Source organism: Candidatus Tisiphia endosymbiont of Piscicola geometra (assembly GCF_964026415.1).
GTDB lineage: Bacteria > Pseudomonadota > Alphaproteobacteria > Rickettsiales > Rickettsiaceae > Tisiphia.
Genome location: NZ_OZ032144.1, coordinates 770,983 through 797,684, shown reverse-complemented (window position 1 = coordinate 797,684; position 26,702 = coordinate 770,983). Strand labels below are relative to the sequence as shown.

The window sequence follows — 26,702 nt, the reverse complement described above, 5'->3', positions numbered from 1 at the left end:
AGTCTAATTAACCGGAGGAAATACCATGAGTATCATGCTTCTAACCGAAATGTTGCTAAAAGTATTGGTGGACTCTAGTGGATGATTTACGAACCCAAATCGATGTAAGAATTGCTATAAATCAGCATCTATATTATAATACCAGTACACAACCCTAAAACTTCCAATAACCATATGGCTAATATACTATTTTAGTAGTTTGTTGATTTCTTCAATACTTAAACTAGTAATATTAGCTATATGCTCAGATGTCATATTTTCTTTAAGTAATTTTCTAGCTATAGCTATTCTTTCTTCCACTCTACCTTTTTCTAGTTGTTTTTTCAGAGTATTAGCTTCGATACGCAGCCATTTAAGATGATCTTCATAAGCCTCCCTTTCTTCGTCAGTAAAGTTCATAACACCTAGCACTGTTAGAGCTTTTTTTAAGCTGGCATTGTCTAATTCTTTAGGCAAATTATCTTTGTTCAGTAGATCGTGTCTTGTTAGAAAAGCTGTCCACATATCTAAAGAGTTTTTTACTTTAGCTACGATGTCAGGTAATTCTTCTTGAGAATTCTTAGTAAACTTATTGAGTTCGATAGTGTGTAATTCGAGATCCTTGAAATACACCAATCCACTATCTTTTTCAACTATATGAAAAACATTATGATATTTATCAACACTTGGAATAGAAGTGAAGTTTAGAATATGAATACCAATAGCTTTAGATAAAAGAGAGTAGTCCTCAGCGATTTTTAATTGCTCAGTATACAATTTAGCCCAATAATATAAAGCTCGCTTATCATAATCAGCTTCGTCGCTAATTTGAATTTCAATATTAAACCTTTTGCCATCAACAGATTTGGCTTTAATGTCTAATATTGAGAGTTTATCCTTCTTAAAGTTTTTAGGATTATATGGATTAAGCAGCGTTATCTCTGCCACTTGATCCACTTGTCCAACGATAGAATTAATCAAGGATATCAGCAAGTCCTTATTCTCTTCTACACCAAAGATTTTCTTAAATGCCAAATCGACTCGAGGAGTTATTTTATCCATATATGCTATTAGGTAGTTATCAATTATAAAGCTAGTATAGCACAGAAATTATAAAGCACTAAGTAATATAATGTGAAAAATATAATGCAGAAACTAATAGCATATCCATGAAAACTCAATGCACGCTACGCTATAAATGCATTGAGTTTCCATGGATATACTCAATTAACCTGAAGAGTTGGCAAAATGATTAAAAGTTATAGTCTGAAATTGGTCAGTTATAAGAGTAATCAAATTACCTTTGTATTTATCAATATTAGCAAAAAATCTATCTATAGCTTCTGAGAATTGAGCAAAATTATGGTAAAATTTATTATTTGTTACAATTCTATGCATAAATTTCCATAATCGTTCAATCGGATTAAGATTAGGGCTATAGGAAGGTAAAAATACTAATTCTATTTTGCTATTTACTAGATACTCCTTTACTTTCTTTGACTTATGATACCCAGCATTATAACAAATCAAATATATCTTCTCTTTATTAGGATTTTCTGCTTCTAATTTTTGTAGAAAATTGATTATATAATCACCGTTTACTTTAGGATTATCTGTGCTAACTAATTGCAAATCAGATAAATTAATTGCTCCTATTAAATGCTTCCTTTTCCAGCCACTAAATGTTGGTAAAGTTTTATTTTGATTCTTTCTGATCCAACCATAACGGGCTTTTGTTTGATACTGAGGATGAACGCTATCCATAAAATATATAGCTTCTTCACTTAACAGCAATGCTTCTGCTATTTCTTCATAGCTCTAAACTTTATCATACAGCAAAACTGCCTTAATTCGGTCACATACTCTCCTATCTCGTTCATTACCATGACGTGACTTCAGTGCCGTTCTTTGTTCAGATGTTAAAATATTTCCCATTATCATATTCTAGCTTCTTTCTTCTCTTCCTTCAACTCTTCATTTACGAGCAGTATACGTGAAAGAAGAAATAATACTACAAGAAGTAGAAAAAGTATTAGCAACACTCCATTTAGAGCCTGAATTGCATTCTGAAGTAATTAGTTATATTAAAGCTTCAGCAAAAATAGAGCAAGGTTTTTATAAAATGCGTATAGGAGAGCTACATACTGAGCATACTAAGATCAAAACTCGTATGGATAGGTTAACTGATTTATTTTTAGATGGTGATATTAGCAAGGAAGATCATGAAGGAAAACGTCAGCAATTAATACAAAAACGTGAAGATATCGTGAGAGAAATAGAAAGCCATAATAATGCTGATGATAAATTTTCAGAATGCTTGGTTAACCTAGTAGAACTGGCTTCCGGAGCGTTAGAAACCTTTAAAGGTTCGACTACGGAAGGAAAACGTAAATTGATGAATTTAGTATTTTCGAACCTAAAATTACAAGACGGAAAGCTAGACTTTATGCTACGTCCACCGTTTGATGCATTCGTAAAATGCACTAAAATCGAAGAATGGCACACCCTAGAGGATTCGAACCTCTGACCTACGGATTAGAAATCCGTTGCTCTATCCAGCTGAGCTAAGGGTGCGTATACTCAAATGATTTGGAGAATTACGACAATAAATAAACAAGGGATGAGCGAACGCAAGCAGTACATAAAGTACGTGAGTACGCGAAATTCCTGCAAGTATTCACAAAAGCCAATTCTTCAAAGCAGAAGAGTATATATACAAAGATGTTTGTTTTATATCAGCTAAGATGATCTTTTTCAAGTGCAAAAAATAATAACTTTTCTTCTAATATAACTGGTTCTTGTATCTAATAGTCAATTTCATCGTTATTTTTGTTCTCGAGTTCTTACAAGAGGGGTACTATGATATATCAGTTTAAACACTCTGACTTTATAATATGTGCTGCTACGTTTGAAGGAGAGCTAGGACTTTTAAAACCTAATTCTATTAAAATCTTCCTGCTTTCTTTCACTTGCTGTGCTGCTTTTTTCCTGTCAACTAATAGTGATGTAAGCTTATCTGCTATATTTGATTTAGTACAGTTAAATTGGATCAATTCTGGTAATATCTCTTTATTAGCAATAATATTAATCAAAGAAATATAAGGTATTTTTATTAGTAACTTTATTAATAAAAAGCTTAAGATATTTAATTTATAAGCAACAATCATTGGAGTATTACAAGCGGCAATTTCTAAGGTATTAGTGCCAGATTTTGCTAGAGCAAGGGTAGCTACAGCAAAAATCTTAAGTCTATCACTTGAGAAATGGTAGTTAAATGCTGCATCTGATAAAAATGGTTCAATTAAAGATTTATGACTAGACTCAGCCGTGACAAATATCACTTCAAGATTAGGGAATTTTTTTGCTAGTAGATTGATCGCCGCCGTGAATACCGGGGCATGTCTTGTTATTTCACCTTTGCGGCTACCACAAGTGACACATAACACTTCTGAATGAACAGGTATTTGTAATTCTTGCTTTAATAGCTCTTTATCTTTATCATCATAAAAATACTGCTCCAATATTGGATGACCAATATACCGACAATCTAGACCTACCTTCTGAAAGTACGGTGGCTCGAATGGCAGTAAAGCCAACAAATGATCATAAATTTTAGCATATTTCATAGCCCGAGAAGGTTTGTATGCCCAAACAGAGGGCACAACAATGTGAATAATCTTTAAATTGGGTCTAGCTGCTCGAATCTTCTTTGCTACTCTATAAGTAAAGCCTGGCGAGTCTATGGTAATTAACAAATTTGGGGCATGCTGAATTATATCAGCAATAGTACGCTTGATTAGCTTAGTGATCTTAAAAATATGTGGTATAATTTCGACGAAACCCATAAGATTTATTTGACTAATCGGGAAAAGGCTATGCTCTAACCCCGCTTCTTCCATCTTGCTTCCCCCTACACCAACGAACTCTAATTGTATCTCCTCCAACTTATAGAGATCTTTTAGGCTTTGTATCAAATGACTCCCTATAAAATCTCCCGAGATTTCACCAGCAATTAGATAAATTTTAGCCATTTAACCTCTGCTTACTACATAACGCGAATTCGGGATAAGAATTTGTCAATTCTTATCCCAAATTCGGTGAAATTATCGAAACAATCAGATTTGAGACGGCTCTGCATCTGATTGTTAAATTAATCTTTTAAAATCATGTTTTTAGCTTTAGAAAGGTTTAAAATGCATTTGCAAAACCGCTTTAAGAATGCATTTTTCCTTATATTAAAGCCAATTCGGGATAAGAATTAGTTAATTCTTATCCCGAATGGGGGTACATAGGCTTAAATTTTTGTCAATCACAGCAGAATGAATGCCACCACAATCAAGGATCGAATGAAATACATAGTCATGACTAATTTCAGAGCCTAAATGATTGGCTATAGAACTTACCAAATCAGGATGTCTTTTTTTAAATTCATCCGATATCCAAACTAGAAAAGGCACTGTGGTTTGTTCTGGGATCATAGGTCCACCGTGACCGTAATAACCATGTTCTCCCAAAGATTCTGCATGATCAGAAACATATATTAGGATAGCGTTACTATTTTTTAATAGATCTATTACATTATACAAAAAAAAATCTGTATATAAAATGGTGTTATCGTAATCATTAATCAACTCTTCAATATCACAACTGCTCTGATCTACCTTAGTAATGGAATTACACTTAGGAGTAAATTTTTGAAATTCTTTAGGATATCTAGCAGAATATTTCCAATGACTACCAGCTGTGTGGATAACTAAAACATTTTTAGTAGTAGAATTTACAATATTATTTTCAATATGAGGTAACATTTTTCCATCGTGATCAAGCCTCCTTAATAAAATAGAACCACCAGGTATCATAGTAAACCTAACTTCATCATAAATTGTAATTGGGTTTTTACTTCTTAAGTATCCTACTATATTCTGAGTGCCAATCCAATTAGTGTTAAAACCAAGCATGGTAAAAATTGACAAAAAACTCGTTTCTTTTGTACTTTTGTCTAAGCTACTCGCAGGATGGCGAGATAGAAGAGATGGAACAGAAAGATGTGTGTGATTGGAAGCAGACTGTGCTTTAAATGAAAAAAGATTTTCAACAGAACTTAAATATGGCGTAGTGTCCCTGTGATAACCATTAATACCAAAATGATCAAATCGTGCTGATTCTCCTATTACAAGTACCACTGTAATATTTTGATCCGATTGATCAATGAAAGAAAACTTCTTACTTATATCATCACGCATTGCACTTCTTTTGCTATTTAAAGATAAATATGTGTTATGTAAATATTGGATAGGAAAATAACCCCTTAGCAAATTAAACTGCGGCATAATAATATTATTAATGGTAATTAAAAGACAAATTGCCGCTAGTAATTTTGTAACAAATAGTTTACTATCTAAAATAGAGAAATGCTTCATCGTATAAATACAAGTAGCTATGCTAAAAATTAGCCAAACAATTAGCCTAATACTAACTATCTCATATACTTCATTGAAGTCAGTAGAGAAAAAGCTACCCATCATCTCTTTTGTAGGAGAAATTTTGAAAAGATATAGATAATAGCTGGCAATTGCTCCCGTTATAAATAAAAATATTGCTCCTATTATAAAAACAAGTCGATGGATAGTTAAACCAAAAAAAATGATAAAGCAAGTAAAGCAAATATAAATAGAGTCCTTACTTAACTCCAATATTGCTTTTAAAAAAGTGAATTTGTAGTAGCTGAACTTATAAACAATAACTGCTGAATTAAAAAGTAGACAATAAATAAAAGAGAACACCAAAGATAGTTTGATTAGTTTACTATCTAAATGTTTTTGGATTAGTTTTAACATATAAATAACGTGCTTTTGTATGATTGTAACTTAGGTATCATGATAACATCAACACTGCAAGAGTTTTTTCAACTTTTACAAGTTAATAGACCAATTATATCTGTTGATTATGGGACACGAAAAACAGGCATCGCTGTCTCAAATCAAGAACATACCATCGCTATGCCTATAAAAACTATATATGAGATAACAGAAGAAAATAAGATCAAATCAATATTAGACTTGATCACAACCTATTCTAGCTGTGGTGTTGTCGTAGGGCTACCGATTAGTATGAATGGTCAGGCTAGTGATCAAACTGCGATTGTATTAAAATTTAGCAAAAAGCTTAGCTTAGCCATAAATCTTCCTATATATCTACAAGATGAAAGACTTACTTCTCTTGCTGCCAATAGTTTATTAAAATCGCTAGGAATCAAAAGACGAGAACGTAACCAAAAAGATGATTCAATCGCAGCAAGTATGATTTTAGAAACTACTTTAGATTCTATTAAGAAACTCCACAGAACCTAAGTGTATCCTAGTGTAATAAAAATACATAGACGTCATATACTGTTCGTAAATGAAGAGTTGATAGACGATAGAATCAAAATCATGATAGTAGCAGGAATTACCAAATCGAGGTGCTAGGCATACATATTAGTACGTGAGTATCGCTAGAATCTTGGATAATGACAACGCAATTCTTGATTTTCATCAGTATATATGGGACACTGCAAGAACAAACTCAGATAGACTAAAACTCGTACCATAATTGGTTGCGGGGGTTGGATTTGAACCAACGACCTTCAGGTTATGAGCCTGACGAGCTACCAAACTGCTCCACCCCACGATAATGGAAGTACCTGTGAATTGATTCTTCTTGGTAATTTTATTGTCAAAACTTGCTTCCGTTCCTTACGTATATTTGCGTACTGCTTGCGGTATACTCTTCTACATTTTTCCTAAAAATTATTCAATTCGTAGACACTCCTATAATACACGCACACACTTACCATGACGTCACCCTAAATTTATTTCAGAACCTAAACTACTTAGTTTTAACAAATCCTCCACCCCGCTTAGGATGACATCCACCTTGAGTAAAAGCCTAGCTATACTTTTTTACCAAAACTAAGCCCAGCAAACTTCTTATTAAAGTCACTGATATTTTTATTAGATTGGTTAACAACATTTCCAGATTCTTTAGTCCATGCTGGATGTTTCCTATAATCAACATCCATCAAAATCTCTTCTGCATGACCACCGGAGTTTGTTTCAAAAACATCCTTACTAATAATAATTTTGAATTTTTTATATTTTGGGTGTATTCCAGTTTTCATAATGAAGCACCAACTTTTTTCTCAGCTATCTTTCTTTTAATTACCTTTGCTTTATCTGAGAGTACATCACATGATATTTTAAGCATATATGTATCAAAACCACCTGCTTTCTCAACAGAACGCATACATTTGGCATTTACCGAAAGCTTATATTCTTGCTTCGTCAGATCACTTGCAAACCTCACCACCCTTAGGTTAGGTTCAAATCGTCTTCTAGTTTTTCTTTGTGAGTGCGATACTTTATTACCATATAAAACACCTACTCCACTAAGCTCACATCTACGAGACATCGTGATCTCCCTTCCCATAATTTATAACACAGGATTATACTATATAATAAGGTCTTATGTCAATATGTATATTAATATTATGTAAACTTTAATGTAAAAATCGTCAACACCTTTGAAGTAGCGAGAACATATCACGCATTGAATAAAGACCGGCTGGTTTATCAAATAACCAAATGGCAGCCTGAATTGCCCCATCAGCAAAGGATTCTTTACTTAATGCTTGATGTTTTATACTAAGAACTTGGTTATTACCTAAAAATAACACTTCATGTTCCCCATGTACCTGCCCTCCCCTAATAGAACTAATACCAATTTCATCAGGCTGTCTTTGACCTTTCTGACTACGATCAAATACTGCATATTCATCAAAATCTAAATTTCTAGCCTTAGCTACAGCCTTACCCAACATTATAGCTGTACCAGAAGGTGCGTCTTTCTTCATACGATGGTGACAATCTAGAATCTCTATGTCGTAAGTATTATCTAGAATTTTTGCTGCCTTTTCTGCCAGTACTGTAAGTAAGTTCGCACCTAAACTCATATTAGCTGAATATAATATAGCCAAGCTTTTGGAAGCTGAGTTTAAGTGATCAAGCTGATATTGAGTTAGACCAGTAGTGCCAATCACTAATTTATTGTTGTAGCTAATAGCATAATCAAGTAATTTTTCTAATATTTCACTGCTAGAAAAGTCGATAATTACATCAGAATTCTGACAAAACTCAGCAAGATCATCTATGCTATTTTTTCTAGTAAATGTTGTAGAAAGTGTACAAGCATTAAATCCATTCATTCTTTGAATTATCATCTGCCCCATTTTACCAGTTGCACCACAAACACCTATACAAACAGTCATTTTAATCCTCTATATTGTCTTAAACAATGTACTAGTGGGTTTAAGTTACTGTTCACTATAGTATTTATCACCTCACCAACCAATATAACATGATCTCCTACTTCATATTGACTAAATTTGTTGCATTCAATATGGCAAACTGCCCCCTCAATCAAAGGGCAATTAGTAGTACACCCTAAATTATACGAAATACCCGCAAATTTATCAGTGTTAAACTTAGAAAAATGCCTAGAAATATCTTCTTGATCCTCAGCTAGAATACTAACAGCAAAATATTTACTACTAGTAAAAGCACTCATACTAAAAGCCTGTTTACCAAGACAAAACGATACCAAAGGTGGTAACAAGGAAACTGAGGTAAAGGAATCTGCAGTAAAACCAAATAGCTTATTATTGTATAAAGTAGTGATAATAGTAACACCTGTAGGCAAAGTGCTAAGAGCTTGTTTAAATCGTTCGGAATTCACTGTTGAAGCCATTTTTTAGTAATACGGCTAATTGTTCCATCTTCTGTCAATTCAGCAATAGCTTTATTAACACTATCAATAAGTTTAGAATTTTCTGGCATAGCAATAGCTAGTTCAGATGAAAACTCTGTTAAACCGAAGCTAGCAAGATCAGGATTATTCTCAATAAATTTCTTAGATTGGGATGCTTCTAGTACCACCGCATCTATAACTTTTGACTTTAACTCTTCGACTAGCATTAAATTATTTGATAAATAATTTATTCTAATATTAAACTGCTTAGCTAAATCCTGAACTATTACCGCCCATGTTGTACCAAGTTGTACACCCACAGCTTTATTATCCAAATCTCCAGTATTCTTTAAATTATCTGCTGATCTATACAATATTGACACATTTGTTGATATATAAGGAACTGAAAAGCTAATATGTTTTTTACGCTCTTCGGTTACCGATAACCCAGCTATCACTATATCAACATTTTCAGTAGTCAAAGATGCAAGTAGACCATTAAAATCAAAATTCTTAATTATAACTTTTTTCCCTATTTGTTCTCCTATAGCATTAATAATGTCAATATCAAATCCTACTATTTGACCATTTTGGATAAATTCATAAGGGGGGTTATCTGCAGAAGTTGCAACTATTAAATTTTGTTCTTTAGATTGATTGTTACAACCAATCATTAAAAAGGAACAACATATAACAAGGAAGAATAGCTTTATTAGTTTCATAAAAATCAAATAACTGTTTTAATTAATCTGAGTTATCCGAATTTGGGATAAGAATTAGTCAATTCTTATCCCAAATTCGCGTGAGTTCGATGTAATAATTATCCTTCTATACTGGGTATAATGCCTACGCGGGAATTAGAATCGAACTCAAGTTAATTGATTATCGCACTTCTTATAAGTATATACAATAGACTTTTTTAAAATTTGTCCTTTACATCCTATTATAATTGTTGTAGTATAAGATTGCTGCTTTTGTAGCTATAGTAATAAACGTGATTTAGAATAGAGGTTGCGGACTCGGGGGCGGTACCCGACGCTTCCACCAAATTAAGTTGTGATAGAAGGATAGTACAGGTTTTATCCATAAGCTTTCATGGGGGCGAAATAGGATCGACGTGCTTAATAAAAAAATTATCTTTACTCGGTATAATTCCGCCGGACCTTGTGTCGTTGGGTTAAAAAAAAGAAACGCAAATGATAATGAACGTTTCGTAGGAACTGCAGCACTAGCTGCCTAGTCCTACGCGGTTGGGGGCTTAACCGGGCAACAGAAAAAGCCCCGCTAGAATTTTACCTTGCATAACTAGAGATATACAAAACCTCATATGAATAAGGTTTGAATAAGACTATTTAAATTTTGTTCAACCTATAGCTAACCTGAAAAGGTTTTAGTTATAATGTGACCTAGCTATAAGCTATGTCATTCCCGTTTTTAGCTAGGAATGACATCAAGGTTGTTACTATGGATCAAACATTTTCGGATTAGCTATATCTAGTTTTGTGTTATTTTCTTTGTTTAGTTTATAACTATGAAGACCCCATATCAACAATTTCTTAACGAATGTATGTTGGAATTTGTAAAAAAGATTCTTTCAAAAATTCGTACCGATAAGTTGCAGCTGAATCAACTCTTGTATATTTCTTACAAAACTGATAATCCTGCCGTAGTTTTATCTTCTAGGATAAAAGAACGTTATCCCAAAGAAATAACTATAGTAATACAATATCAATTTGAAGATTTAACTGTAGGACTCAATGGCTTTTCTGTAACAATTAGTTTTGATGGTATCAAAGAAACTATCTATGTACCATTTGATTCGCTTATCAGCTTTGTTGATCCTAATAATGGTTACAGCCTAAAGTTTAAGCTAGAAACAATCAAATCTAATGAATTGCCTAACGAGAAGAAAAGAGAAACAATTAAGATGTCTAGCGATTCTAAAAGTAAATCTAATTCAGCAGATAATATAATAGTTTTGGACAAATTTCGGAAACCCAGTAAACCCGTATAATGCGAATTTGAGATAAGAATTTGTCAATTCTTATCCCAAATCGGTGAAATTATAGAAACAATCAGATTTAAGACGGCTCTGCATCTGATTGTTAAGTTTATAAGATAGCTTTTTGCACCATATCGTTAAGTCTTTTTGCAAATCCACCTGTATCATTGACTGGCTCACCTTCTAGAATACATGCTTGATCATACATTAATTTTACCAATTCTTCATTAGCAGAATCTTTATTATTTGAGATTATATCAGCATTAATTTTCTCAATAATTTTATGCTTAGGATTTAGTTCAAGTATTTTAGCAGATGCTGCCATTAATTGTTTTTGCTCAATTAAGAATCTTTCCATACGAATATCCATAGCTCCATCACCAACGACAAGGCAAGCTGGGCTAGAAGTGAGTTTTTTAGAAATCCTTACATCTTTTACTAAATTACCTAATATCTCTTTAAAATACTCTGTTAATTTGGCATATTCATCATTGTTTTCTTTGATATCCTCAGTTTTTTGCTCAGATTTCTCTAAATCAATATCACTTCTAGTAACTGATTTGATGGCGTAACCTTTATAGCTACTATTAACATTAACCCAAAAATCATCAACTGTATCAGTAAATAGCAGTACATCGATATTTTTGCTCAAAAATCCTTCTATTTGAGGGCTAGAGAGTAATTTTGCTGGATCATCACCGCTAAGATAATATATGGTATCCTGTCCTTCTTTAAAGTTACTAATATAGTCATCAAGGCTAATCATTTTACTTAAAAGGCTACTTTTAAATATACATGTTTCAAGTAATTTATCATGATCACTAGTTGCCTCACATAATCCTTCTTTTAAAGCAGCCCCAAAATTGGACCAGAAATTGCTATATTCCTCTATAGACTCGTCTTTTTTCTTTTTGAGTTCCCCCAATACTTTTTTGGTTATTGCAGCTTTAATCTTCTCTAAAGTACTATTATGCTGCAAAGATTCGCGGCTAATATTAAGAGGTAAATCCTCTGAGTCTACTACCCCTCTTAGGAATCTTAGGTAAGAAGGTATTAAGTCTACATTCTCATCAGAAATGAAAACTCTCTTGATGTATAATTTTACTCTTCTCTTACGATCGGGGTGGAATAAATCAAAAGTCTTAGTTGACGGAATAAATAACAAATTAGTAAATTCAACAGTACCTTCATTTTTATTATGAATAGTTAACCAAGGATCGTCCATCGAATAAGATAAAGCTTTATAAAATTCTTTATATTGTTCAAAAGTCAAATCAGATTTCGGTCTTGTCCACAACGCAGAAGCTGAATTGAGCTGTATTTCATTATTAGTTGATTCATCAAAAAAGTATATAGGTATGGCAATATGATCAGAATAACTTTTAACTATATGCTTCAATCTAAAATGATCAATATAACTATCTTCTTCTAGCTTAACGTGAATAACTACCTCAGTTCCCCTGGTAAAATCATGAGCAAAATCATCAACAATATATTCCCCAAGACCATCTGACTGCCAAACATAAGCTTTCTCTTCTCCTGCTTTTCGTGAGGTAACAGTAATGCTATCAGCAACCATAAAAGCTGAATAAAATCCAACGCCAAACTGTCCTATTAACATACTATCTTTTTTAGCATCTCCAGACAGGTTGTTTAAGAAATTCCCTGTACCAGACTTTGCAATAGTTCCTAGATTATCGATCAAATCTTCTCGGTTCATACCAATACCATTATCTCTAATAATAATCTGCCTTTTATCTTTATCAATTTTTACAGTAATTTTAAAGATAGGATCATCTGCAATAAGTTTTGCATCACTTTGGGCTAAATATCTTAATTTATCACAAGCATCCGAAGCGTTAGATATTAACTCACGCATAAAAATCTCTTTATTAGTATAAAGAGAATGGATCATTAAGTTTAAAATCTTACCAACTTCAGCGTCAAATTTCTTTTTTTCTTGGGTCATAGTTAAGTCCTATAATACTATTTAATGTTATGTATATAGTGTTTTAAATGTAAATTTAAATAGTCTAATTCAATATTTTTTATTGCTAAGAGTTTTAAAATATTAGTGTGACCTAATATTATCTCAAAATTATTTTTACAAATTTTCCATTCTTTGGATAGAAAATTGACAATAGCATCGTTAGCCTTACCATCCTTTGGAACTGCTTTTATAGATAATTTTAGATGATATTGATTATTAATTATGACAAACTCGCCTATCTTATTTGTCTTTGCGTTAGCTTTAACCTTAAGAGCAATAATGGCTAATTTTTTATTGGGGTTATAGTTAAAAATCTTACTCATATATTGCATTATCAACTTATTTTATAGTCCCATTATATTATCTATTCTTTCCCAAGGAAAATCTTGATCTTCCCGTCCAAAATGCCCATATGATGCTGTTTTAAGATAAATTGGATTATATAAAGATAGTTTTTTTATAATACCGCCTGGGCTCAAATCAAAATTATTCTTTATTAATTCAATTATTGCTGATTCACTCATTTTGCTAGTCCCAAACGTTTCAATACTTATAGAAACTGGCTGGGCAACTCCAATAGCATAAGAAATTTGAATCTCACAACGCTGTGCAACACCTGCTGCTACAATATTTTCTGCTAGATATCTTGCTGCATAAGATGCAGATCTATCGATTTTTGTTGGATCCTTACCAGAAAAACATCCGCCACCGTGGCGTGCTATTCCACTGTAAGTGTCAACTATTATTTTTCTTCCTGTAAGTCCACAGTCTCCCAAAGGCCCTCCAATTACGAACCTTCCTGTTGGGTTCACAAGATATTTAGTATTTTTATCAATCCATTCATCTGGTAACACAGGCTTAATGATTTCTTCAATTACTGCTTCTACTAAATCAGCATGAGAGATATTAGGGTGATGCTGCGTAGAAAGTACAACGGTGTCTATACCAACTGGTTTATTCTCAACATATTTAAAAGTGACTTGGCTTTTAGCATCTGGTCTTAACCAAGGCAAAATGCCCTTTTTTCTGAGTTCAGCTTGTCTCATAACTAATTTATGAGCATAGATAATTGGTGCAGGCATAAATGTAGGAGTCTCATTCGTTGCGTACCCAAACACCAAACCTTGATCACCAGCACCTATTTCATGATCTTCACGATTATCTACACCTAATGCAATATCCGGAGATTGATTACTTATTGAAGTAATCACACTACAAGAGTCTGCGTCAAAACCTATATCAGAGCTAGTATAGCCTATCTCTCTTATAATATTGCGTACTATTTGATCAATGTTAACCCAAGCATCTGTTGTGATTTCTCCAGCTATAAATACTAGTCCAGTCTTTATAAGTGTTTCGCATGCTACCCGACTCTTTTTTGGATACTCCTTAAGAATTGCATCCAGTATAGCATCTGAAATTTGGTCAGCCATTTTATCTGGATGTCCCTCAGAGACAGACTCAGAAGTAAATAAATGATAATTTGTCATAATATTATTTCCTAAAGTTAGTATTGAACATTAAGATTGAATATTAAGGAGTTATAGAGTAAGTATTACAAATTGTGAAGTTTAAGTATATAATGAACTGGAAAATTTAGACAAAAAAGCAGGTGGTTAGCAGGTAGCTTTGCTTATGTTTATATTAACTGTTGATTATGAAGTTTAAATTGCCTTGTTGTTTATCAACTCTTCATTTGTAAGGAGTATATATTTTTTTATGAATTTGTTTATTACTATTTTAATTATGGAAGTTTTATCTGGGGCTGAAGTGGATTTATTTGTTCCTAGTTTTCCAGATTTACAAGATACTTTTAATCTTTCTACTTTTAAGGTGGAATTTTTATTAGGAATAAATCTCATAGCCCACTGTGTTACTTCCTTGATAGTAGGAAATTTAGGAGATAGGTTTGGCAGAAGAGTAATTATTATTATAGGTCTTATAATATTTATTGTTGGTAGTATCTTTTGTGTGTTTGGTCTTAATTATTACATGTTACTACTTGGTAGATTTCTGCAAGGAATTGGTATATCTGGGGTAGCTGTGTTAGGCTATGTAGTACTTGCTGATTTATATTCGGTTAAGCAACAACAAAAAATGATGGGGACTTTAAATGGTGCAGTTAGTTTAGCCATGGCTTTTGCACCGGTAATAGGAAGTTATGTAAATTTTTTGCTTAGTTGGCGAGGTAATTTTGCTATACTGTTAATATTTGGGATATTTTGTTTGATAATTGGTCTATTATTTATTCCCAAAGGGCAGGTAAATTATAATGTTGAAATATCTCTAAAAGAGTATGGCTTGGTCTTTAAATCGAGAGAAGCTATTTATTATATAATAACCTTATTAATGCTTTTTCAAGGTTATTGGATTTTTATTGGTATCTCTCCTATCTTGTATATGCGAGATATAGGAGTGTCTATTCAAGAATTTGGTTTTTATCAGGGAGCAATGGCTGCAGTATTTTCGGCTGTAAGCTTTAGCAGTGGTTATTTATTAAAGAATTTTGGACAAAAAAAATGTTTTTTCTTTAGTATTTTAGCACTTGTAGCTTTTATAATTGCCGCTATAGTTTTGGTGATATGCAAGACTAATGACCCATTAACCATAACAATAGTAACACAACTAGTGGCTATTGGTATGATATTCCCTTGTAATATTTTATGGCCTTTGGCGATAGAGATTATACCAAATGCTAAAGGCAGAATTACTGCTATATTGGTATCAGGAAGATTGATTGTTACCGCATTATGTTTGCAGTTGGTTAGTTATTTTTATCAGGGTACTTTTAAGCCATTAGCAATTGTTATGTGCATCACTATAGTTATAGCATTGATTGGTTGTTATAAATTATTGCAAGTAGATAGAATATTTGATGAACCTAAATAAATGATAAAAGATAATTTTATTCTAAAAGTAGCAGTTCGATATTTTAGAGCTAAGAAGAATGAGCGATTTGTTTCTATTATTGCTGGTGTTTCTTTGATGGGTGTAACTATCGGTGTTGCTGCATTGATAGTGGTTATGTCCGTTATGAACGGTTTTCATTATGAACTGACTAAAAACATTATTGGTCTTAATGGTGACATTAGCATAACACCAGTATCACGTTCTATCGCAAATTATGATGAAATTAACAAAAAATTAATTAGTCAGAATTATATAAAACATATTTCTCCAAGCATTGTCGGTCAAGCTCTTGCACTAGGTAAAAGAATGAATAGTGGTGCTATAATTAAAGGTATAGATTTAACTGAACTCAAATATAAAAATCAAATTTTACAGAATGTTAATACTGGAGATTTTACCGATTTTTTTGGTACAGATGTGGTAGCAGTTGGTAATGAACTTGCTAGTAACCTAGGAGTTCAAGCGGGTACAAAAATAAAATTAATTTCTCCCAATTCAATTTCTACTGCTTTTGGTAGTATGCCTAGATCTAAAGAATTCAGGGTTGTGGCTACTTTCACTAGTGGTATGTATGATTATGATTCAGCAACTATTTTAATGCCACTTATTGCTGCCCAAAATTTTCTGTCTTTCAAGGAAGTTATTAATCTAATCGAAGTAATAACGATAGAGCCGAGTAACGCGGGAATTTATGCTTGGGAGATACAAAATCTTTTAGGATCAAAATTACGAGTGACAAGTTGGCAGAAATCACATTTACAGTTTCTAAATGCTTTAGCTGTTGAAAGGATAGCAATGTTTACTATTCTCTCTTTGATTATTATGGTAGCAGCCTTTAACATCGTGTCTAGCTTGTTTATGTTAGTTAAAGATAAGACTTCAGATATTGCAGTGCTTCGTACTATTGGTGCAAGTACTAGGCAGATTATGCTTATTTTTATTTGTAATGGTATGTTTATAGGTTTGCTCGGTACGATTTTAGGTATCATATTGGGTACAAGCTTTGCTTATAATATCCAGTCTATTAGAAATATCTTGGAGAAAGTAACCGGTACTAAAATTTTTGAAGCAGCGATTTATTTTTTATACACTCTACCGTCAGAGGTAAGATTAGAAGATGTTATATTAGTATCAACTATCTCTATAGTTTTATGTTTTTGTGCAACAATTTATCCTTCATATAAAGCTGCTAAGTTAAATCCTGTGGATGCCTTGCGTTATGAATAAAGCTGTATTAATGTTAAAAAATATTTCTAAAAAATATAAGCAGGGAAAATCTATTATTGAAGTATTAAGTAATGTTAACTTAACTGTAATGCAAGGGGAACTAGTTGCCATAATAGGCTCTTCTGGTAGCGGTAAATCAACTTTACTGCATATAGCTGGTCTACTTGATACCCCAAATAATGGAGAGGTGCAGATAGAGTCAACAAACTATTGCCAAAATCATGCTCATATAATAAGACTGCGTAATATAGGTTTTGTCTATCAACAACATCATTTACTCAAAGATTTTACTGCCTTAGAGAATGTAGCAATGCCAAAATTAATTGCTGGCGATAGTTATAAATTAACTCTTAAGAAGGCAGAAGAGCTATTATCAGAGTTAGGACTAGCCAATAAAATACATAATATGCCGGGTGAGCTATCTGGTGGAGAGCAACAAAGAGTAGCTATCGCTCGTAGCTTAATTAATAATCCTAAAATTATTTTAGCTGATGAACCTACTGGTAATCTAGATCCTAATACTGCTAATGAGGTTTTTAACTTATTACTTAAAACCGCCAAACAACAACATACCTCTATTATTGTGGTAACTCATAATCATGAAATGGCACATAAGATGCATAGAGTGTATGAATTGCAGTATGGAGAGCTGAAATAGGCGGTAAATAAATTCATGAATCAACTAGTAGATTTTTATAGGTATAAAATTACCATTGAATATTTAGGAACTGCTTTTGTTGGTTGGCAAAGGCAGTGTAATGCTATATCTATTCAACAAATACTGGAAGATGGTATATACAAATTTACTGGTGAAAAAGTAGTGGTTCATGGAGCTGGCAGGACTGATGCAGGGGTTCATGCTTTAGGGCAAGTAGCACATTTCGATTTAGTGAAATATATGCAGCCCTATAAAGTTATACAGGCTATTAACTATTTTGTAAGATCTTATCATATAGGGGTAGTTGATTGTATTCTAGTCGACGGAGATTTTCATGCAAGATTTTCTGCTGTAGAACGTCATTATGTATATAGAATTATTAATAGACCTAGTCAAGTGATAATAGATTTAAATCGTGCTTGGTGGATAAAACAACCTCTTGATGTTGAAGCAATGAAATATGGAGCTTTCTATCTCATAGGAAATCATGATTTTAGCTCATTTAGAGGTAAATATTGCCAAGCAAAGTCACCTATAAAAACCTTATCTAAGTTAGTTATTACACAAGAAAACAACGATATAAAAATATATGTTTCTGCTCGATCTTTTTTACATCATATGGTTCGAAATATTGTTGGTAGTTTAGTATTAGTTGGACGCAATATATGGCAGGAAGGTGATATACAAAAAGCTTTGGATGCTAAAAAAAGAGAGGCAGCAGGTATAAAAGCTCCAGCATGTGGGTTGTATTTTCTTAGAGTTGACTATTAACTCATGTATGGAGCTTCTGCGTACTAAACTCGCAATCAGGCTCTTTCGGCACTATTGCCTCGACGGTCTCTAGGTTGCTAACACTTTTTATACCATTTGTCATTTTTTTTGTACCTAAAAATTTATTTTTGGTGGGTAACTTGTAATGACGGTTTTTTAACTTTCAACAGTTGTGGACATCACCCCTAATGGCGATGATTACTTGAGGTTACTATTAATTTATTATATCAAACTGAGGTTAATTTATGTTAAAAATCTTTGAACAATATAAGTCTCATCCATTTGCTAAATATTTTCTGATTTTGTTTGGCGTAATAGTCGTCTACCTAGCTTATCATATTTATATTTGGAGTCATACAGAATCGACTGATAATGCGTATATTGAGGCTGACATATCCAACGTTAGCTCTGAGATTAATGGAGTGATTAAGAATGTATTTATTTCAGATAATATGAGGGTAAAAAAAGGTGATCTTATTGCTGAGATCGATGATCAGGATTATAAGTCGCGTCTTGCTTCACTGGAAGCTTCTATTAAGGCATCTATTAAAAATATAGAAATCATAGAACAAAAGACTTTAATAGCTCAAATTAGTTTAGAGCTTTGTCAAGAGGTTGTTGATTCTGCTAGTACTAATTTGGAGATTAACTCAGTTGATTATATAAGAACTCAAGAACTTAACAAAGAAAAATTTGCTAGTAAAAAGACATTAGATGAATCTAAAATGTCTTTTACTAAAGCAAAGACTGATTATAATCAGGCAAAGTTAAACTTGCAAATTGCACAGCAGAACTTACTACTTTTAGCTTTACAGAAAACTGCTGAGGAAGAAAAAATGAAAGGGTTACTGGAAGATAAAAATATAGTAGCTAGAAGTTTAGTAAATACCCAAATTATAGCCCCAGTTAACGGAATAATAGCAAATAGTAGCTTGCAGGTAGGTAATTTTATTAATCCAGGGAGAGTATTATTTTTTGTTGTGCAGGATGAACAAATGTATGTAAAAGCTAATTTTAAAGAGACGCAAATTGCAAAATTGCAACCAAAGCAAAAAGTTAAATTACAGTTTGATTCTTTACCAAAAAAGATCATATACGGCAGAATACGTAATATATCACCAGCTACCGGCTCAAAATTTAGTCTAATTCCGACTGATAATGCAACTGGTAATTTTACTAAGATTGTTCAACGGATTCCTGTGCTAATAGATTTTGAGACTCCTAAAGATATTACTAGTAATTTGATACCAGGAATGTCTGCTATAGTTTCGGTCAGAACTAATTAACCCAAATTCGCAGAATTATTCGAGTATACCTCAATTAATTTTTTGCTTGACGATTAAACCAGCTTTGCAAATAAGTTGCTGCAATATTTCTATTCTCTATTAATAAGACGTTTTCAGCATTTCTATTATCAGCTGCATTGGTAAAATTAAAGCTACCAGTAATCACCTTACTTTTATCAATGATCATAACTTTGTTATGAGCAATACCTGGTACTTTATCTATTGAGACATCAATACCAGCCCGTTTTAATTCATGCATTTTAGAATATCTATCGTGTAAATTACTACGATCCAATAATACCCTTATTTGAACACCGTTTTGCTTAGCTTTAATTAGTTGATCCACTATATTTTGCGAAGTTAAACCAAATGCTTGAACATAAATACTATCCTTAGCCTTGGATATTTCTTTTGCTATTAATGATCCGCAGCCGGATGGCGGGGTAAAACAAACATTTAAATTATCAGTTTCGGTATGAAAACTGTGCCAAGAAGCTGTTTCTCGTACCTCATTATATCCTATCCCGATAGTAATGCCGAGTAAGAACGATATTATTACGGGTAGATTAAGCTTTTTAGGTAGTTTTTTCATTTTCTTATACTATGCCGAAGCTAAGGCCTTAGCCCCCTTTAATTTTTGGAAATCATCACCAGCATGATAAGAAGAACGGGTTAATGGACTGGCGGAAACCATCAAAAACCCTTTAACTCTTGCTACTCTTTCAAAATATTTAAATTCTTCTAGAGAAACATATCTAGCAACTGATGCATGGTTTTTGGTTGGCTGTAAATATTGTCCTATAGTTAGAAAATCAACTTTAGCTTCCCTTAAATCGTCCATTACTTGTATAATTTCATCGTTTGTTTCTCCAAGACCAACCATCATACCTGATTTAGTAAAAATCTCAGAGTCTAATTTTTTCACATTATGCAAAAGACTTAATGAATTATAGTATCTCGCTCCTGGTCTGATAGTTTTGTATAGAGAAGGCACTGTCTCTACATTATGATTATAAACGTCAGGTTTTGCTAATACTACTATTTCAGCTGCCCCATCTTTCTTAAGAAAATCTGGGGTTAGAACTTCAATTGTGGTATTAGGAGCAACTAGTCTTATTTCCTTTATACAATTGGCAAAATGCTCAGCCCCACCATCATCTAAGTCATCTCGATCAACTGAAGTAATTACCACATGTTCAAGCCCTAATTTCATTACGGCTTGTGCTAGTCTCTGTGGCTCATGAGGATCGAGTAAATCGGGACGACCAGTTTTAACATTACAAAATCTACAAGCACGAGTACAGACAGATCCCAAAATCATAACTGTAGCATGTTTTTTTGCCCAACATTCCCCTATATTAGGGCAAGCAGCTTCTTGACAAACTGTATTTAATTTTAAACTCTCAATTAGTTTTCTTGTATCATGATATTGATATGAATTTGGTGCTTTAACCTTTATCCAATCAGGTCTTTTAAGGGGTTGAGCTTCTTCTATCTTGATTATGTTTGACATATAATCCTGCTTTATTTATGGCCTGCTTTTTTATGAATTTTATATTCAAATCATTTTAGTATATCATTAAACAAATTGTTTTATTGGTAGTTTAACTATATCTGTAAGGCTAGTGCTGTTATCACAGTTGTAAGATAATTTGGGTTCAATAGGAATCTTACAGATTAAAGGTATATTATATTCTTTGGCAAAATTTTCTCCACTATTACCGTTAAATATCTGAATTTTTTTTCCCGAACTTGGTTCAACTAGATAGCTCATATTTTCTATAATACCTAAAATTGGTAGGTTAAATTTTCTGTATAAATCAATCGATCTAACGACATCTATTGCAGCCATTTTTTGTGGAGTAGTTACTATTATTACTCCATCTAGTTGGTAATTTTCTAAAATACTTAAGTGAATATCACCAGTACCAGGAGGCATGTCAATAATTAAATAATCTAACTCCTGCCAATTAGTGAGAGATAATAGCTGGTAAATTGTCTTGCTGGCCATCGGGCCACGCCAAACAATAGCAGAATTATTCTGAATAAGAAATCCAATAGAAATAATTTCAATGCCCCGCGATTTTAAAGGGGTCATTTTATTATACACTATTTCAGGTACACCACTAATACCAAATATTTGCGGAATTGACGGACCATAAATATCAGCATCCACTATTCCTACCTTGTATCCTTCAAGATTTAATTGCTCCGCTATCAATGCTGTTATAGTAGATTTACCAACTCCCCCTTTACCGGATGCCACCAATATTATCTTCTTTACTCCGTCAATGAAATGCTTAACTTTTGGATTAGTTGATTTTTTAGCTACACCTTTGCTACTAGTTAAAACTATAGTTATTTTCCCAATATTAGGTATTTCATTTAATTTATTAATAGCTTTAATTTTTATTTCATCGATTTCCTTGGAATCTTTACCAAGAATATCAATGGCAAACCCAATATTTTTATCCTTAATTATAATATTAGATATAATACTGACTAATTTTGTATTGTCACTAAAAGTGATATCTGAAATTTTATTTAGTATTTGTTGTTGGTTTATATCAATCATCGTTTTTAAGTAAAATGAAGCTCTTACCGTTAATAATCTTATTTTTCAACGCACATTAATCCATTTACCGGATCATTATTGCACGCTTTTTAACCCACCCATTTCGCCGATTTTAATAATGGACCATATAAATCTTCTTCCATACTAATGACAATGCTAAGTTTTTCTTCTTCCGATGGAGGTCTGTCAAGAAAGGTCAAACGGGGAGCATGCTTAATAATAGTGATAGGGGTTTGCTCATTGCCTTCTCCCATAACAAAAACAGCTGCTCCTGCTAATGAATCTAATATATTAATTTGTGTAACATTTAAAGATTGATTATAAATATCATGCTTACCAATATAGGAATATACGGGGCTAAAACCACACCAACCAAGAGCAATTCCAGTTACACCTCGTCTCATAATAGTTGTATGACTATCGGTTATAACAATTCCTAGATCGCGAATATTATGTTTATTGCGTAAATATTGCCAAATCCAATAGGCTGTTTTCTGAACAGCTTGAGGATATAATACATAAACACCATCGACATTAGATTCATCAATACCAGCAGAGGGAATTAGTAAGCCATTTTTTATAGTTAAGTAAATATTATACCTATTTTCTTCTGTCTCTAATATTTGATCTGCCTCTTGTAGAATTAATGTATATTTATCAATATCACCTTTTTTAACAAACCTTCCCTCTAATACACTAATTACTTTTGAAGTTATAGCTACAACATCACCTTCTTTTAAATCTGCAATATACTGAGTCAATATAGTTTGTAATGACTCACCATATTGGATTTTATGAGTCTTAATGGCATGAATTTGCATATAACCCTTCCATCCCCATCAAGAAATTGCCAGAGTAATTTAGCCCCCTTCACAGCTCCATAATGTACTTGTTTTTGTTCTATGCTATTAAGTTTGTTAATCAGCTTAATAAGTTCATTGGTATGCCATATATCAGTTTTTGCATGGACAACGAAAAATTCTAAGGTTCTTTGATTGTGAATATTATAATGTTTTTTCAGACCATCAATCTTGACTTTTGATACTGTTGGAGTTTGTCTTTCATAAGCATATAAGGCTCCAAGTCCAGTAGGATAATCTGTTTGAGTTAACTCAAAAAAACCATTAACCAATCTTTTTGTTGACTCAAATTTTGGATTCTTATCATCATCTCGAGAGCCCCCTAATCCTTCAATAAAACGTAACCATAGCTCCGGATGATTATTGTCCCCTTGTTCTTCATCAACCAAATTCTCTAATAAGACTTGTCTTGCCTGGATATCAACGCATAAAGCGTGAATCTGACTGATATATCTAGGAAAAGCAGCAACATGATGATAATATTCTTGAGCATAAACGTTCAGTGTATTCTTATTCAAAATACCATTATTCCAAGCTTGATAAAATGGATGTTTAAGTAAAGACCATTTTTCCAATACATCATCTAAATTATTTATAATTAGATCGTTATAAAACAAAATATCTAAATCAATAATACGTGGAGCCCATAGTTCATACTTTCTAGGACGTCCTATAGTTACTTCTATATTTTGCAATGATTGCAATAATTCTGTTGGTGATAAGTTTGTTTCTCCAGCAACTATCATATTTAAAAATGGCTTATCCCAATCAGCAGAAGCACTGCATGGTAAAATTGCCTTAGTTTCAAGAATAATAGAACATCTAATATTTGATAAACAATATTTCCTAATTAAGTTAACAGATTCCCATAAATTATCAAGGCGATTACCTAAATTTGATCCCAAGCTTATATAAATCATCACGCATCCTCAAGACCTCTTGCGTAATTCTACTTCTGCTGGTAATTTGTGCGTGATACCGGTACTCTGCTCCTCACGTACATTTGAGTACGCTGCGGGTCGAGATTCTGTGTCTCCTACAAATTCCCTAGCAGAAGCGAATTCCGCAAGAGGTCTATTAATAAAATTAATGTAATGCGTCCAACTAATACCCCCATGAATGTTGGGTACAGGAGGAGAAACTTTACGAGTCTCAATTTTAATTGATTGGATTAGATGTTGGAATGAATTTAAGTAATCAAAAATTGCCTTATAAATAGATTCTGTCAAATGCTCAACAACATTAAAGCACTTTCCTTGACAAAAAACGGTAATTAACTCAACTATCTTAAGATAACAAACAACATCCTTTAGATTATCTGTATAAGCACCTTGAGGACACACCTTAAAACACAAGTCAATATTGAAACTAACCATTTGGGGATGAGCCTTCTCTTCCTCAGTACATCCAAGATGAACCCAAATACGAAAATCTATAATAGAAAGCTTAAAAATATTTTTATTGAATATAACCTCATTTTACTGATTAAATGTATTATGAAAAAATTGTTCTGTCAACAGTTTTCCGGACAGTTAATACGAGACAATATTAACAGAAAGATTAACAGAAAGGAAGTACAAAAATGACTAATAGCAAACCAAAGGTTTATTCGACCGAATTTAAAGAATCAGCAGTCAAATTGGCAATTGGAGACTATTCAAAAGCATGGACAAAGCTAAATTTGAATTAGAAATCTACGCCAAATCATTGGACTTATATCTTTAAAATGTACTTTAAATTGGTAAATCTTAGTATTATCAGACATATAAAAGCAATTTATCAGTTACTATAAAAAGCTAGGCATATTTTTTAGCAAAATTTAGCTTTGCCCATGCTTTTGAATGCTCTCTACTCCGTATCAACTACAGGTAACTGGAGTGGATTACTCGACTTTATTTTGGTTGTACATAATAATGATAAGGAGTTAATAGAGTATATTTTGTATGCTGCGGTTGTGTGCTCCGTGTCTCCTTCAAATTCCTCAGAATAAATTAATTTTGGGAATTGGTATTACATCTAGACCTATAATTATATCTATCTAGCAAAAAATAATCATTTCGTTTGACTTTTCTTGTATATATCTGTATAAGTCCACTGACTTATAATGAATAATAAAACAGTATGGATAAGGTGAAAGATAATAGTTATTTCTCAGGAATAAGAAGAGTGGTTTGGCCAATTGAAGGGCATGAAAATAAGAAATTTTTGCCGATGGCGGCTATGATGTTTTGTATTTTGCTCAACTATTCCACTCTTAGATCGATAAAAGATGGATTTGTGGTAACAGTTATTGGTCCTGAATCGATAAGTTTTGTAAAAACTTATGTAGTTTTACCAATAGCAATACTGCTTATGGTTGCTTATGTAAAGCTTTGTGATCTTTTAAAAGCAGAAAATGTTTTTTACACTGTGACCAGTTTTTTTCTAGCATATTTTGTGCTGTTTACTTTTGTATTATATCCATATCCAGAGTTGGTACATCCTAATCCTGAGACAATTGATGCATTAAGTATTGCATATCCAAATTTTAAGTGGTTTATTAGGGTAGTTGGTAAGTGGAGTTTTGCCATATTTTATGCTATATCCGAACTTTGGGGAAGTATGATGCTTAGCTTATTATTTTGGCAATTTGCTAACCAAATTACTAAAACTGAAGAGGCGAAACGCTTTTATTCTATGTTTGGTATGTTAGCAAATTTATCTTTACCAGTTACTGCATTAATACTTGGTTATTTTTTAAGCAAAGAAACTCAAATAGTTTCAGAACATTTAAAATTTACCCCACTGCTTCTTATTATGATGGGTAGTGCTGTAGTTGTCATGTTATTGTATAGATGGATGAATAAGCATGTTTTAACCGATCCTACTTTATATGATCCAACAAGTAAAGCTAGCAATAAGAAAAGCAAGGTTAAGCTATCTCTTATGGAAAGCTTTAAAATGATTTTTAGCTCAAAATATTTAGGGCTTATTGCCTTACTAATTATATGTTATGGGGTGTCAGTAAATCTTGTAGAAGGTGTATGGAAGTCAAAAATTCAGCAACTATATCCAACTAAAGAAGAATATACTATGTATATGGGTCAGTTCCAGGCTTGGCAAGGTGTGGCAGCTATATTGTTTATGATTGTTGGTTCTAACATTTTAAGAAGGGTTTCTTGGTTTACCGCCGCTATGATTACTCCTTTGATGATGTTAATTACTGGGGTTGCTTTTTTTGCTTTTATTTTCTTTGATAGCACTATTGCGATGTATGTTACTGGTCTATTCTCTTCTGGACCTTTGGCAGTAGCAGTGATGATTGGGATGATTCAAAATATTTTAAGTAAGGCAACAAAATACTCACTATTTGATGCTACCAAGAATATGGCATATATCCCTCTTGATAAGGATCTTAGAACAAAAGGTCAAGCGGCAGTAGAAGTTATAGGTGGTAGATTCGGTAAATCTGGAGGAGGTATCATCCAGTCAACATTCTTTATTTTGCTTCCTACTTTTACCTTTGTTGAGGCCACCCCTTATTTTGCTAGTATATTTTTTGTTATCGTAATATTGTGGCTATATGCAATTAAAGGACTTAATAAGGAATATCAAGTTCAGATATCTGATATCAAATCCGAAAGTTAGTTGTAACGAAATTAGATTTATGGGACTACAACG

The 26,702-nt window shown here is 32.8% G+C and carries 27 protein-coding genes, 2 tRNA genes and 1 other RNA gene; 10 read left to right on the top strand and 20 right to left on the bottom strand.

Annotated features, from left to right (window positions below; all coding sequences use genetic code 11):
- Window positions 1-186: 186 nt before the first annotated feature.
- Both AAGD26_RS03775 and AAGD26_RS03770 read right to left on the bottom strand, forming a co-directional pair.
- Window positions 187-1,041: an Rpn family recombination-promoting nuclease/putative transposase gene (locus AAGD26_RS03775; protein ID WP_341751140.1), complete on the bottom strand. Its 855-nt coding sequence runs from the start codon at window positions 1,039-1,041 to the stop codon at window positions 187-189.
- Window positions 1,042-1,206: 165 nt separating this feature from the next.
- On the bottom strand, window positions 1,207-1,743 hold the full coding sequence (locus AAGD26_RS03770; protein ID WP_341751139.1) for an IS630 family transposase: 537 nt from the start codon (window positions 1,741-1,743) through the stop codon (window positions 1,207-1,209).
- 229 nt (window positions 1,744-1,972) lie between these two features.
- On the opposite strand from AAGD26_RS03770, the gene AAGD26_RS03765 reads away from it, so the two are divergent.
- A complete protein-coding gene (locus tag AAGD26_RS03765) occupies window positions 1,973-2,506 on the top strand; it encodes a recombinase RecB (protein ID WP_341751138.1) in 534 nt (177 codons plus the stop codon).
- Here AAGD26_RS03765 and AAGD26_RS03760 read toward each other — a convergent pair.
- From AAGD26_RS03760 to AAGD26_RS03750, 3 genes are all read right to left on the bottom strand, one after another.
- Window positions 2,477-2,553, bottom strand: a tRNA-Arg gene (locus AAGD26_RS03760). The two genes, AAGD26_RS03765 and AAGD26_RS03760, sit on opposite strands and share 30 nt — an antisense overlap.
- A gap of 293 nt (window positions 2,554-2,846) precedes the next feature.
- A complete protein-coding gene (gene lpxB / locus AAGD26_RS03755) occupies window positions 2,847-4,010 on the bottom strand; it encodes a lipid-A-disaccharide synthase (protein ID WP_341751137.1) in 1,164 nt (387 codons plus the stop codon).
- 231 nt (window positions 4,011-4,241) lie between these two features.
- Window positions 4,242-5,816: a phosphoethanolamine transferase gene (locus AAGD26_RS03750; protein ID WP_341751136.1), complete on the bottom strand. Its 1,575-nt coding sequence runs from the start codon at window positions 5,814-5,816 to the stop codon at window positions 4,242-4,244.
- 39 nt (window positions 5,817-5,855) lie between these two features.
- Here AAGD26_RS03750 and ruvX point away from each other — a divergent pair, with 39 nt between their 5' ends.
- Window positions 5,856-6,329 carry a Holliday junction resolvase RuvX gene (gene ruvX, locus AAGD26_RS03745; RefSeq protein WP_341751135.1) on the top strand — a complete coding sequence of 158 codons (474 nt, stop codon included), beginning with the start codon at window positions 5,856-5,858 and terminating at the stop codon, window positions 6,327-6,329.
- Between the two features lie 242 nt (window positions 6,330-6,571).
- On the opposite strand, the gene AAGD26_RS03740 is transcribed toward ruvX, so the two are convergent.
- From AAGD26_RS03740 to AAGD26_RS03715, 6 genes are all read right to left on the bottom strand, one after another.
- Window positions 6,572-6,648: transfer RNA gene (locus AAGD26_RS03740), tRNA-Met, on the bottom strand.
- A 262-nt stretch (window positions 6,649-6,910) separates the two neighbouring features.
- Window positions 6,911-7,138: a 50S ribosomal protein L31 gene (gene rpmE / locus AAGD26_RS03735; RefSeq protein WP_341748295.1), complete on the bottom strand. Its 228-nt coding sequence runs from the start codon at window positions 7,136-7,138 to the stop codon at window positions 6,911-6,913.
- The gene (gene rpmB / locus AAGD26_RS03730) at window positions 7,135-7,428 is read right to left on the bottom strand and encodes a 50S ribosomal protein L28 (RefSeq protein WP_341751134.1); all 294 of its coding nucleotides are present in this window, start codon (window positions 7,426-7,428) and stop codon (window positions 7,135-7,137) included. Before rpmB ends, rpmE begins: the two co-directional genes overlap by 4 nt.
- A 103-nt stretch (window positions 7,429-7,531) precedes the next feature.
- Window positions 7,532-8,284, bottom strand: coding sequence for a 4-hydroxy-tetrahydrodipicolinate reductase (gene dapB, locus AAGD26_RS03725; protein ID WP_341751133.1), 753 nt, complete (start codon window positions 8,282-8,284; stop codon window positions 7,532-7,534).
- The gene (locus AAGD26_RS03720) at window positions 8,281-8,763 is read right to left on the bottom strand and encodes a flavin reductase family protein (protein WP_341751132.1); all 483 of its coding nucleotides are present in this window, start codon (window positions 8,761-8,763) and stop codon (window positions 8,281-8,283) included. The genes dapB and AAGD26_RS03720 overlap by 4 nt, the downstream gene beginning before the upstream one ends.
- Window positions 8,748-9,485 carry an ABC transporter substrate-binding protein gene (locus AAGD26_RS03715; protein ID WP_341751131.1) on the bottom strand — a complete coding sequence of 246 codons (738 nt, stop codon included), beginning with the start codon at window positions 9,483-9,485 and terminating at the stop codon, window positions 8,748-8,750. The genes AAGD26_RS03720 and AAGD26_RS03715 overlap by 16 nt, the downstream gene beginning before the upstream one ends.
- Before the next feature lie 206 nt (window positions 9,486-9,691).
- Between AAGD26_RS03715 and ssrA the strand changes: the two genes are divergently transcribed.
- Both ssrA and AAGD26_RS03705 read left to right on the top strand, forming a co-directional pair.
- Window positions 9,692-10,049, top strand: a transfer-messenger RNA (tmRNA) gene (gene ssrA / locus AAGD26_RS03710).
- A 245-nt stretch (window positions 10,050-10,294) separates the two neighbouring features.
- Window positions 10,295-10,777: a ClpXP protease specificity-enhancing factor SspB gene (locus AAGD26_RS03705; protein WP_341751130.1), complete on the top strand. Its 483-nt coding sequence runs from the start codon at window positions 10,295-10,297 to the stop codon at window positions 10,775-10,777.
- A 97-nt stretch (window positions 10,778-10,874) separates the two neighbouring features.
- On the opposite strand, the gene htpG is transcribed toward AAGD26_RS03705, so the two are convergent.
- Genes htpG through metK form a run of 3 tightly spaced genes read right to left on the bottom strand, consistent with a single transcriptional unit; the run spans window position 10,875 to window position 14,245 of the window.
- Window positions 10,875-12,734, bottom strand: a complete 1,860-nt coding sequence (gene htpG, locus AAGD26_RS03700) for a molecular chaperone HtpG (RefSeq protein ID WP_341751129.1) — start codon at window positions 12,732-12,734, stop codon at window positions 10,875-10,877.
- 17 nt (window positions 12,735-12,751) lie between these two features.
- Complete coding sequence (locus AAGD26_RS03695) at window positions 12,752-13,078, bottom strand: DUF167 family protein (protein ID WP_341751128.1); 327 nt, start codon at window positions 13,076-13,078, stop codon at window positions 12,752-12,754.
- Window positions 13,079-13,099: 21 nt separating this feature from the next.
- Window positions 13,100-14,245 carry a methionine adenosyltransferase gene (gene metK, locus AAGD26_RS03690; RefSeq protein ID WP_341751127.1) on the bottom strand — a complete coding sequence of 382 codons (1,146 nt, stop codon included), beginning with the start codon at window positions 14,243-14,245 and terminating at the stop codon, window positions 13,100-13,102.
- Window positions 14,246-14,474: 229 nt separating this feature from the next.
- Here metK and AAGD26_RS03685 point away from each other — a divergent pair, with 229 nt between their 5' ends.
- The 5 genes from AAGD26_RS03685 (at window position 14,475) to AAGD26_RS03665 (ending at window position 19,607) form a co-directional block, all read left to right on the top strand.
- On the top strand, window positions 14,475-15,644 hold the full coding sequence (locus AAGD26_RS03685; RefSeq protein ID WP_341751126.1) for an MFS transporter: 1,170 nt from the start codon (window positions 14,475-14,477) through the stop codon (window positions 15,642-15,644).
- On the top strand, window positions 15,645-16,892 hold the full coding sequence (locus AAGD26_RS03680; protein WP_341748302.1) for a lipoprotein-releasing ABC transporter permease subunit: 1,248 nt from the start codon (window positions 15,645-15,647) through the stop codon (window positions 16,890-16,892).
- Window positions 16,885-17,550 carry an ABC transporter ATP-binding protein gene (locus AAGD26_RS03675; RefSeq protein ID WP_341751125.1) on the top strand — a complete coding sequence of 222 codons (666 nt, stop codon included), beginning with the start codon at window positions 16,885-16,887 and terminating at the stop codon, window positions 17,548-17,550. Before AAGD26_RS03680 ends, AAGD26_RS03675 begins: the two co-directional genes overlap by 8 nt.
- A gap of 15 nt (window positions 17,551-17,565) precedes the next feature.
- Entirely contained in the window at window positions 17,566-18,321 is a 756-nt protein-coding gene (gene truA / locus AAGD26_RS03670; RefSeq protein WP_341751124.1) for a tRNA pseudouridine(38-40) synthase TruA, read from the top strand.
- A gap of 245 nt (window positions 18,322-18,566) precedes the next feature.
- A complete protein-coding gene (locus tag AAGD26_RS03665; RefSeq protein ID WP_341751123.1) occupies window positions 18,567-19,607 on the top strand; it encodes an HlyD family secretion protein in 1,041 nt (346 codons plus the stop codon).
- Between the two features lie 34 nt (window positions 19,608-19,641).
- Here the strand turns inward: AAGD26_RS03665 and AAGD26_RS03660 are convergent, their stop codons facing one another.
- The 6 genes from AAGD26_RS03660 to AAGD26_RS03635 all read right to left on the bottom strand — a co-directional run bounded on the left by AAGD26_RS03660 (window position 19,642) and on the right by AAGD26_RS03635 (window position 24,466).
- Window positions 19,642-20,199, bottom strand: coding sequence for a phospholipase D family protein (locus AAGD26_RS03660; protein ID WP_341751122.1), 558 nt, complete (start codon window positions 20,197-20,199; stop codon window positions 19,642-19,644).
- A 9-nt stretch (window positions 20,200-20,208) separates the two neighbouring features.
- Window positions 20,209-21,120 (bottom strand): lipoyl synthase, encoded by a 912-nt coding sequence (gene lipA / locus AAGD26_RS03655; RefSeq protein WP_341751121.1) that lies wholly within the window; start codon window positions 21,118-21,120, stop codon window positions 20,209-20,211.
- A gap of 66 nt (window positions 21,121-21,186) precedes the next feature.
- Entirely contained in the window at window positions 21,187-22,182 is a 996-nt protein-coding gene (locus AAGD26_RS03650) for an Mrp/NBP35 family ATP-binding protein (protein WP_341751120.1), read from the bottom strand.
- A gap of 89 nt (window positions 22,183-22,271) precedes the next feature.
- Window positions 22,272-23,003 carry a coenzyme F420-0:L-glutamate ligase gene (locus AAGD26_RS03645; RefSeq protein WP_341751119.1) on the bottom strand — a complete coding sequence of 244 codons (732 nt, stop codon included), beginning with the start codon at window positions 23,001-23,003 and terminating at the stop codon, window positions 22,272-22,274.
- Window positions 22,940-23,962, bottom strand: coding sequence for a 2-amino-4-hydroxy-6-hydroxymethyldihydropteridine diphosphokinase (folK, locus tag AAGD26_RS03640; RefSeq protein WP_341751118.1), 1,023 nt, complete (start codon window positions 23,960-23,962; stop codon window positions 22,940-22,942). The genes AAGD26_RS03645 and folK overlap by 64 nt, the downstream gene beginning before the upstream one ends.
- A gap of 9 nt (window positions 23,963-23,971) precedes the next feature.
- Complete coding sequence (locus AAGD26_RS03635) at window positions 23,972-24,466, bottom strand: dihydroneopterin aldolase (RefSeq protein WP_341752312.1); 495 nt, start codon at window positions 24,464-24,466, stop codon at window positions 23,972-23,974.
- 697 nt (window positions 24,467-25,163) lie between these two features.
- Between AAGD26_RS03635 and AAGD26_RS03630 the strand changes: the two genes are divergently transcribed.
- Window positions 25,164-26,669 (top strand): Npt1/Npt2 family nucleotide transporter, encoded by a 1,506-nt coding sequence (locus tag AAGD26_RS03630; RefSeq protein ID WP_341751117.1) that lies wholly within the window; start codon window positions 25,164-25,166, stop codon window positions 26,667-26,669.
- The last annotated feature ends 33 nt before the right edge of the window (window positions 26,670-26,702 follow it).

Excerpts from the sequence above, each read along its gene's own strand:
- AAGD26_RS03775 (WP_341751140.1), bottom strand. The coding sequence starts at position 1,041 with ATGGATAAAATAACTCCTCGAGTCGATTTGGCATTTAAGAAAATCTTT.
- AAGD26_RS03770 (WP_341751139.1), bottom strand. The coding sequence starts at position 1,743 with ATGGATAGCGTTCATCCTCAGTATCAAACAAAAGCCCGTTATGGTTGG.
- lpxB (WP_341751137.1), bottom strand. The coding sequence starts at position 4,010 with ATGGCTAAAATTTATCTAATTGCTGGTGAAATCTCGGGAGATTTTATA.
- AAGD26_RS03750 (WP_341751136.1), bottom strand. The coding sequence starts at position 5,816 with ATGTTAAAACTAATCCAAAAACATTTAGATAGTAAACTAATCAAACTA.
- ruvX (WP_341751135.1), top strand. The coding sequence starts at position 5,856 with ATGATAACATCAACACTGCAAGAGTTTTTTCAACTTTTACAAGTTAAT.
- rpmE (WP_341748295.1), bottom strand. The coding sequence starts at position 7,138 with ATGAAAACTGGAATACACCCAAAATATAAAAAATTCAAAATTATTATT.
- rpmB (WP_341751134.1), bottom strand. The coding sequence starts at position 7,428 with ATGTCTCGTAGATGTGAGCTTAGTGGAGTAGGTGTTTTATATGGTAAT.
- dapB (WP_341751133.1), bottom strand. The coding sequence starts at position 8,284 with ATGACTGTTTGTATAGGTGTTTGTGGTGCAACTGGTAAAATGGGGCAG.
- AAGD26_RS03720 (WP_341751132.1), bottom strand. The coding sequence starts at position 8,763 with ATGGCTTCAACAGTGAATTCCGAACGATTTAAACAAGCTCTTAGCACT.
- AAGD26_RS03715 (WP_341751131.1), bottom strand. The coding sequence starts at position 9,485 with ATGAAACTAATAAAGCTATTCTTCCTTGTTATATGTTGTTCCTTTTTA.
- AAGD26_RS03705 (WP_341751130.1), top strand. The coding sequence starts at position 10,295 with ATGAAGACCCCATATCAACAATTTCTTAACGAATGTATGTTGGAATTT.
- htpG (WP_341751129.1), bottom strand. The coding sequence starts at position 12,734 with ATGACCCAAGAAAAAAAGAAATTTGACGCTGAAGTTGGTAAGATTTTA.
- AAGD26_RS03695 (WP_341751128.1), bottom strand. The coding sequence starts at position 13,078 with ATGAGTAAGATTTTTAACTATAACCCCAATAAAAAATTAGCCATTATT.
- metK (WP_341751127.1), bottom strand. The coding sequence starts at position 14,245 with ATGACAAATTATCATTTATTTACTTCTGAGTCTGTCTCTGAGGGACAT.
- AAGD26_RS03685 (WP_341751126.1), top strand. The coding sequence starts at position 14,475 with ATGAATTTGTTTATTACTATTTTAATTATGGAAGTTTTATCTGGGGCT.
- AAGD26_RS03680 (WP_341748302.1), top strand. The coding sequence starts at position 15,645 with ATGATAAAAGATAATTTTATTCTAAAAGTAGCAGTTCGATATTTTAGA.
- AAGD26_RS03675 (WP_341751125.1), top strand. The coding sequence starts at position 16,885 with ATGAATAAAGCTGTATTAATGTTAAAAAATATTTCTAAAAAATATAAG.
- truA (WP_341751124.1), top strand. The coding sequence starts at position 17,566 with ATGAATCAACTAGTAGATTTTTATAGGTATAAAATTACCATTGAATAT.
- AAGD26_RS03665 (WP_341751123.1), top strand. The coding sequence starts at position 18,567 with ATGTTAAAAATCTTTGAACAATATAAGTCTCATCCATTTGCTAAATAT.
- AAGD26_RS03660 (WP_341751122.1), bottom strand. The coding sequence starts at position 20,199 with ATGAAAAAACTACCTAAAAAGCTTAATCTACCCGTAATAATATCGTTC.
- lipA (WP_341751121.1), bottom strand. The coding sequence starts at position 21,120 with ATGTCAAACATAATCAAGATAGAAGAAGCTCAACCCCTTAAAAGACCT.
- AAGD26_RS03650 (WP_341751120.1), bottom strand. The coding sequence starts at position 22,182 with ATGATTGATATAAACCAACAACAAATACTAAATAAAATTTCAGATATC.
- AAGD26_RS03645 (WP_341751119.1), bottom strand. The coding sequence starts at position 23,003 with ATGCAAATTCATGCCATTAAGACTCATAAAATCCAATATGGTGAGTCA.
- folK (WP_341751118.1), bottom strand. The coding sequence starts at position 23,962 with ATGATTTATATAAGCTTGGGATCAAATTTAGGTAATCGCCTTGATAAT.
- AAGD26_RS03630 (WP_341751117.1), top strand. The coding sequence starts at position 25,164 with ATGGATAAGGTGAAAGATAATAGTTATTTCTCAGGAATAAGAAGAGTG.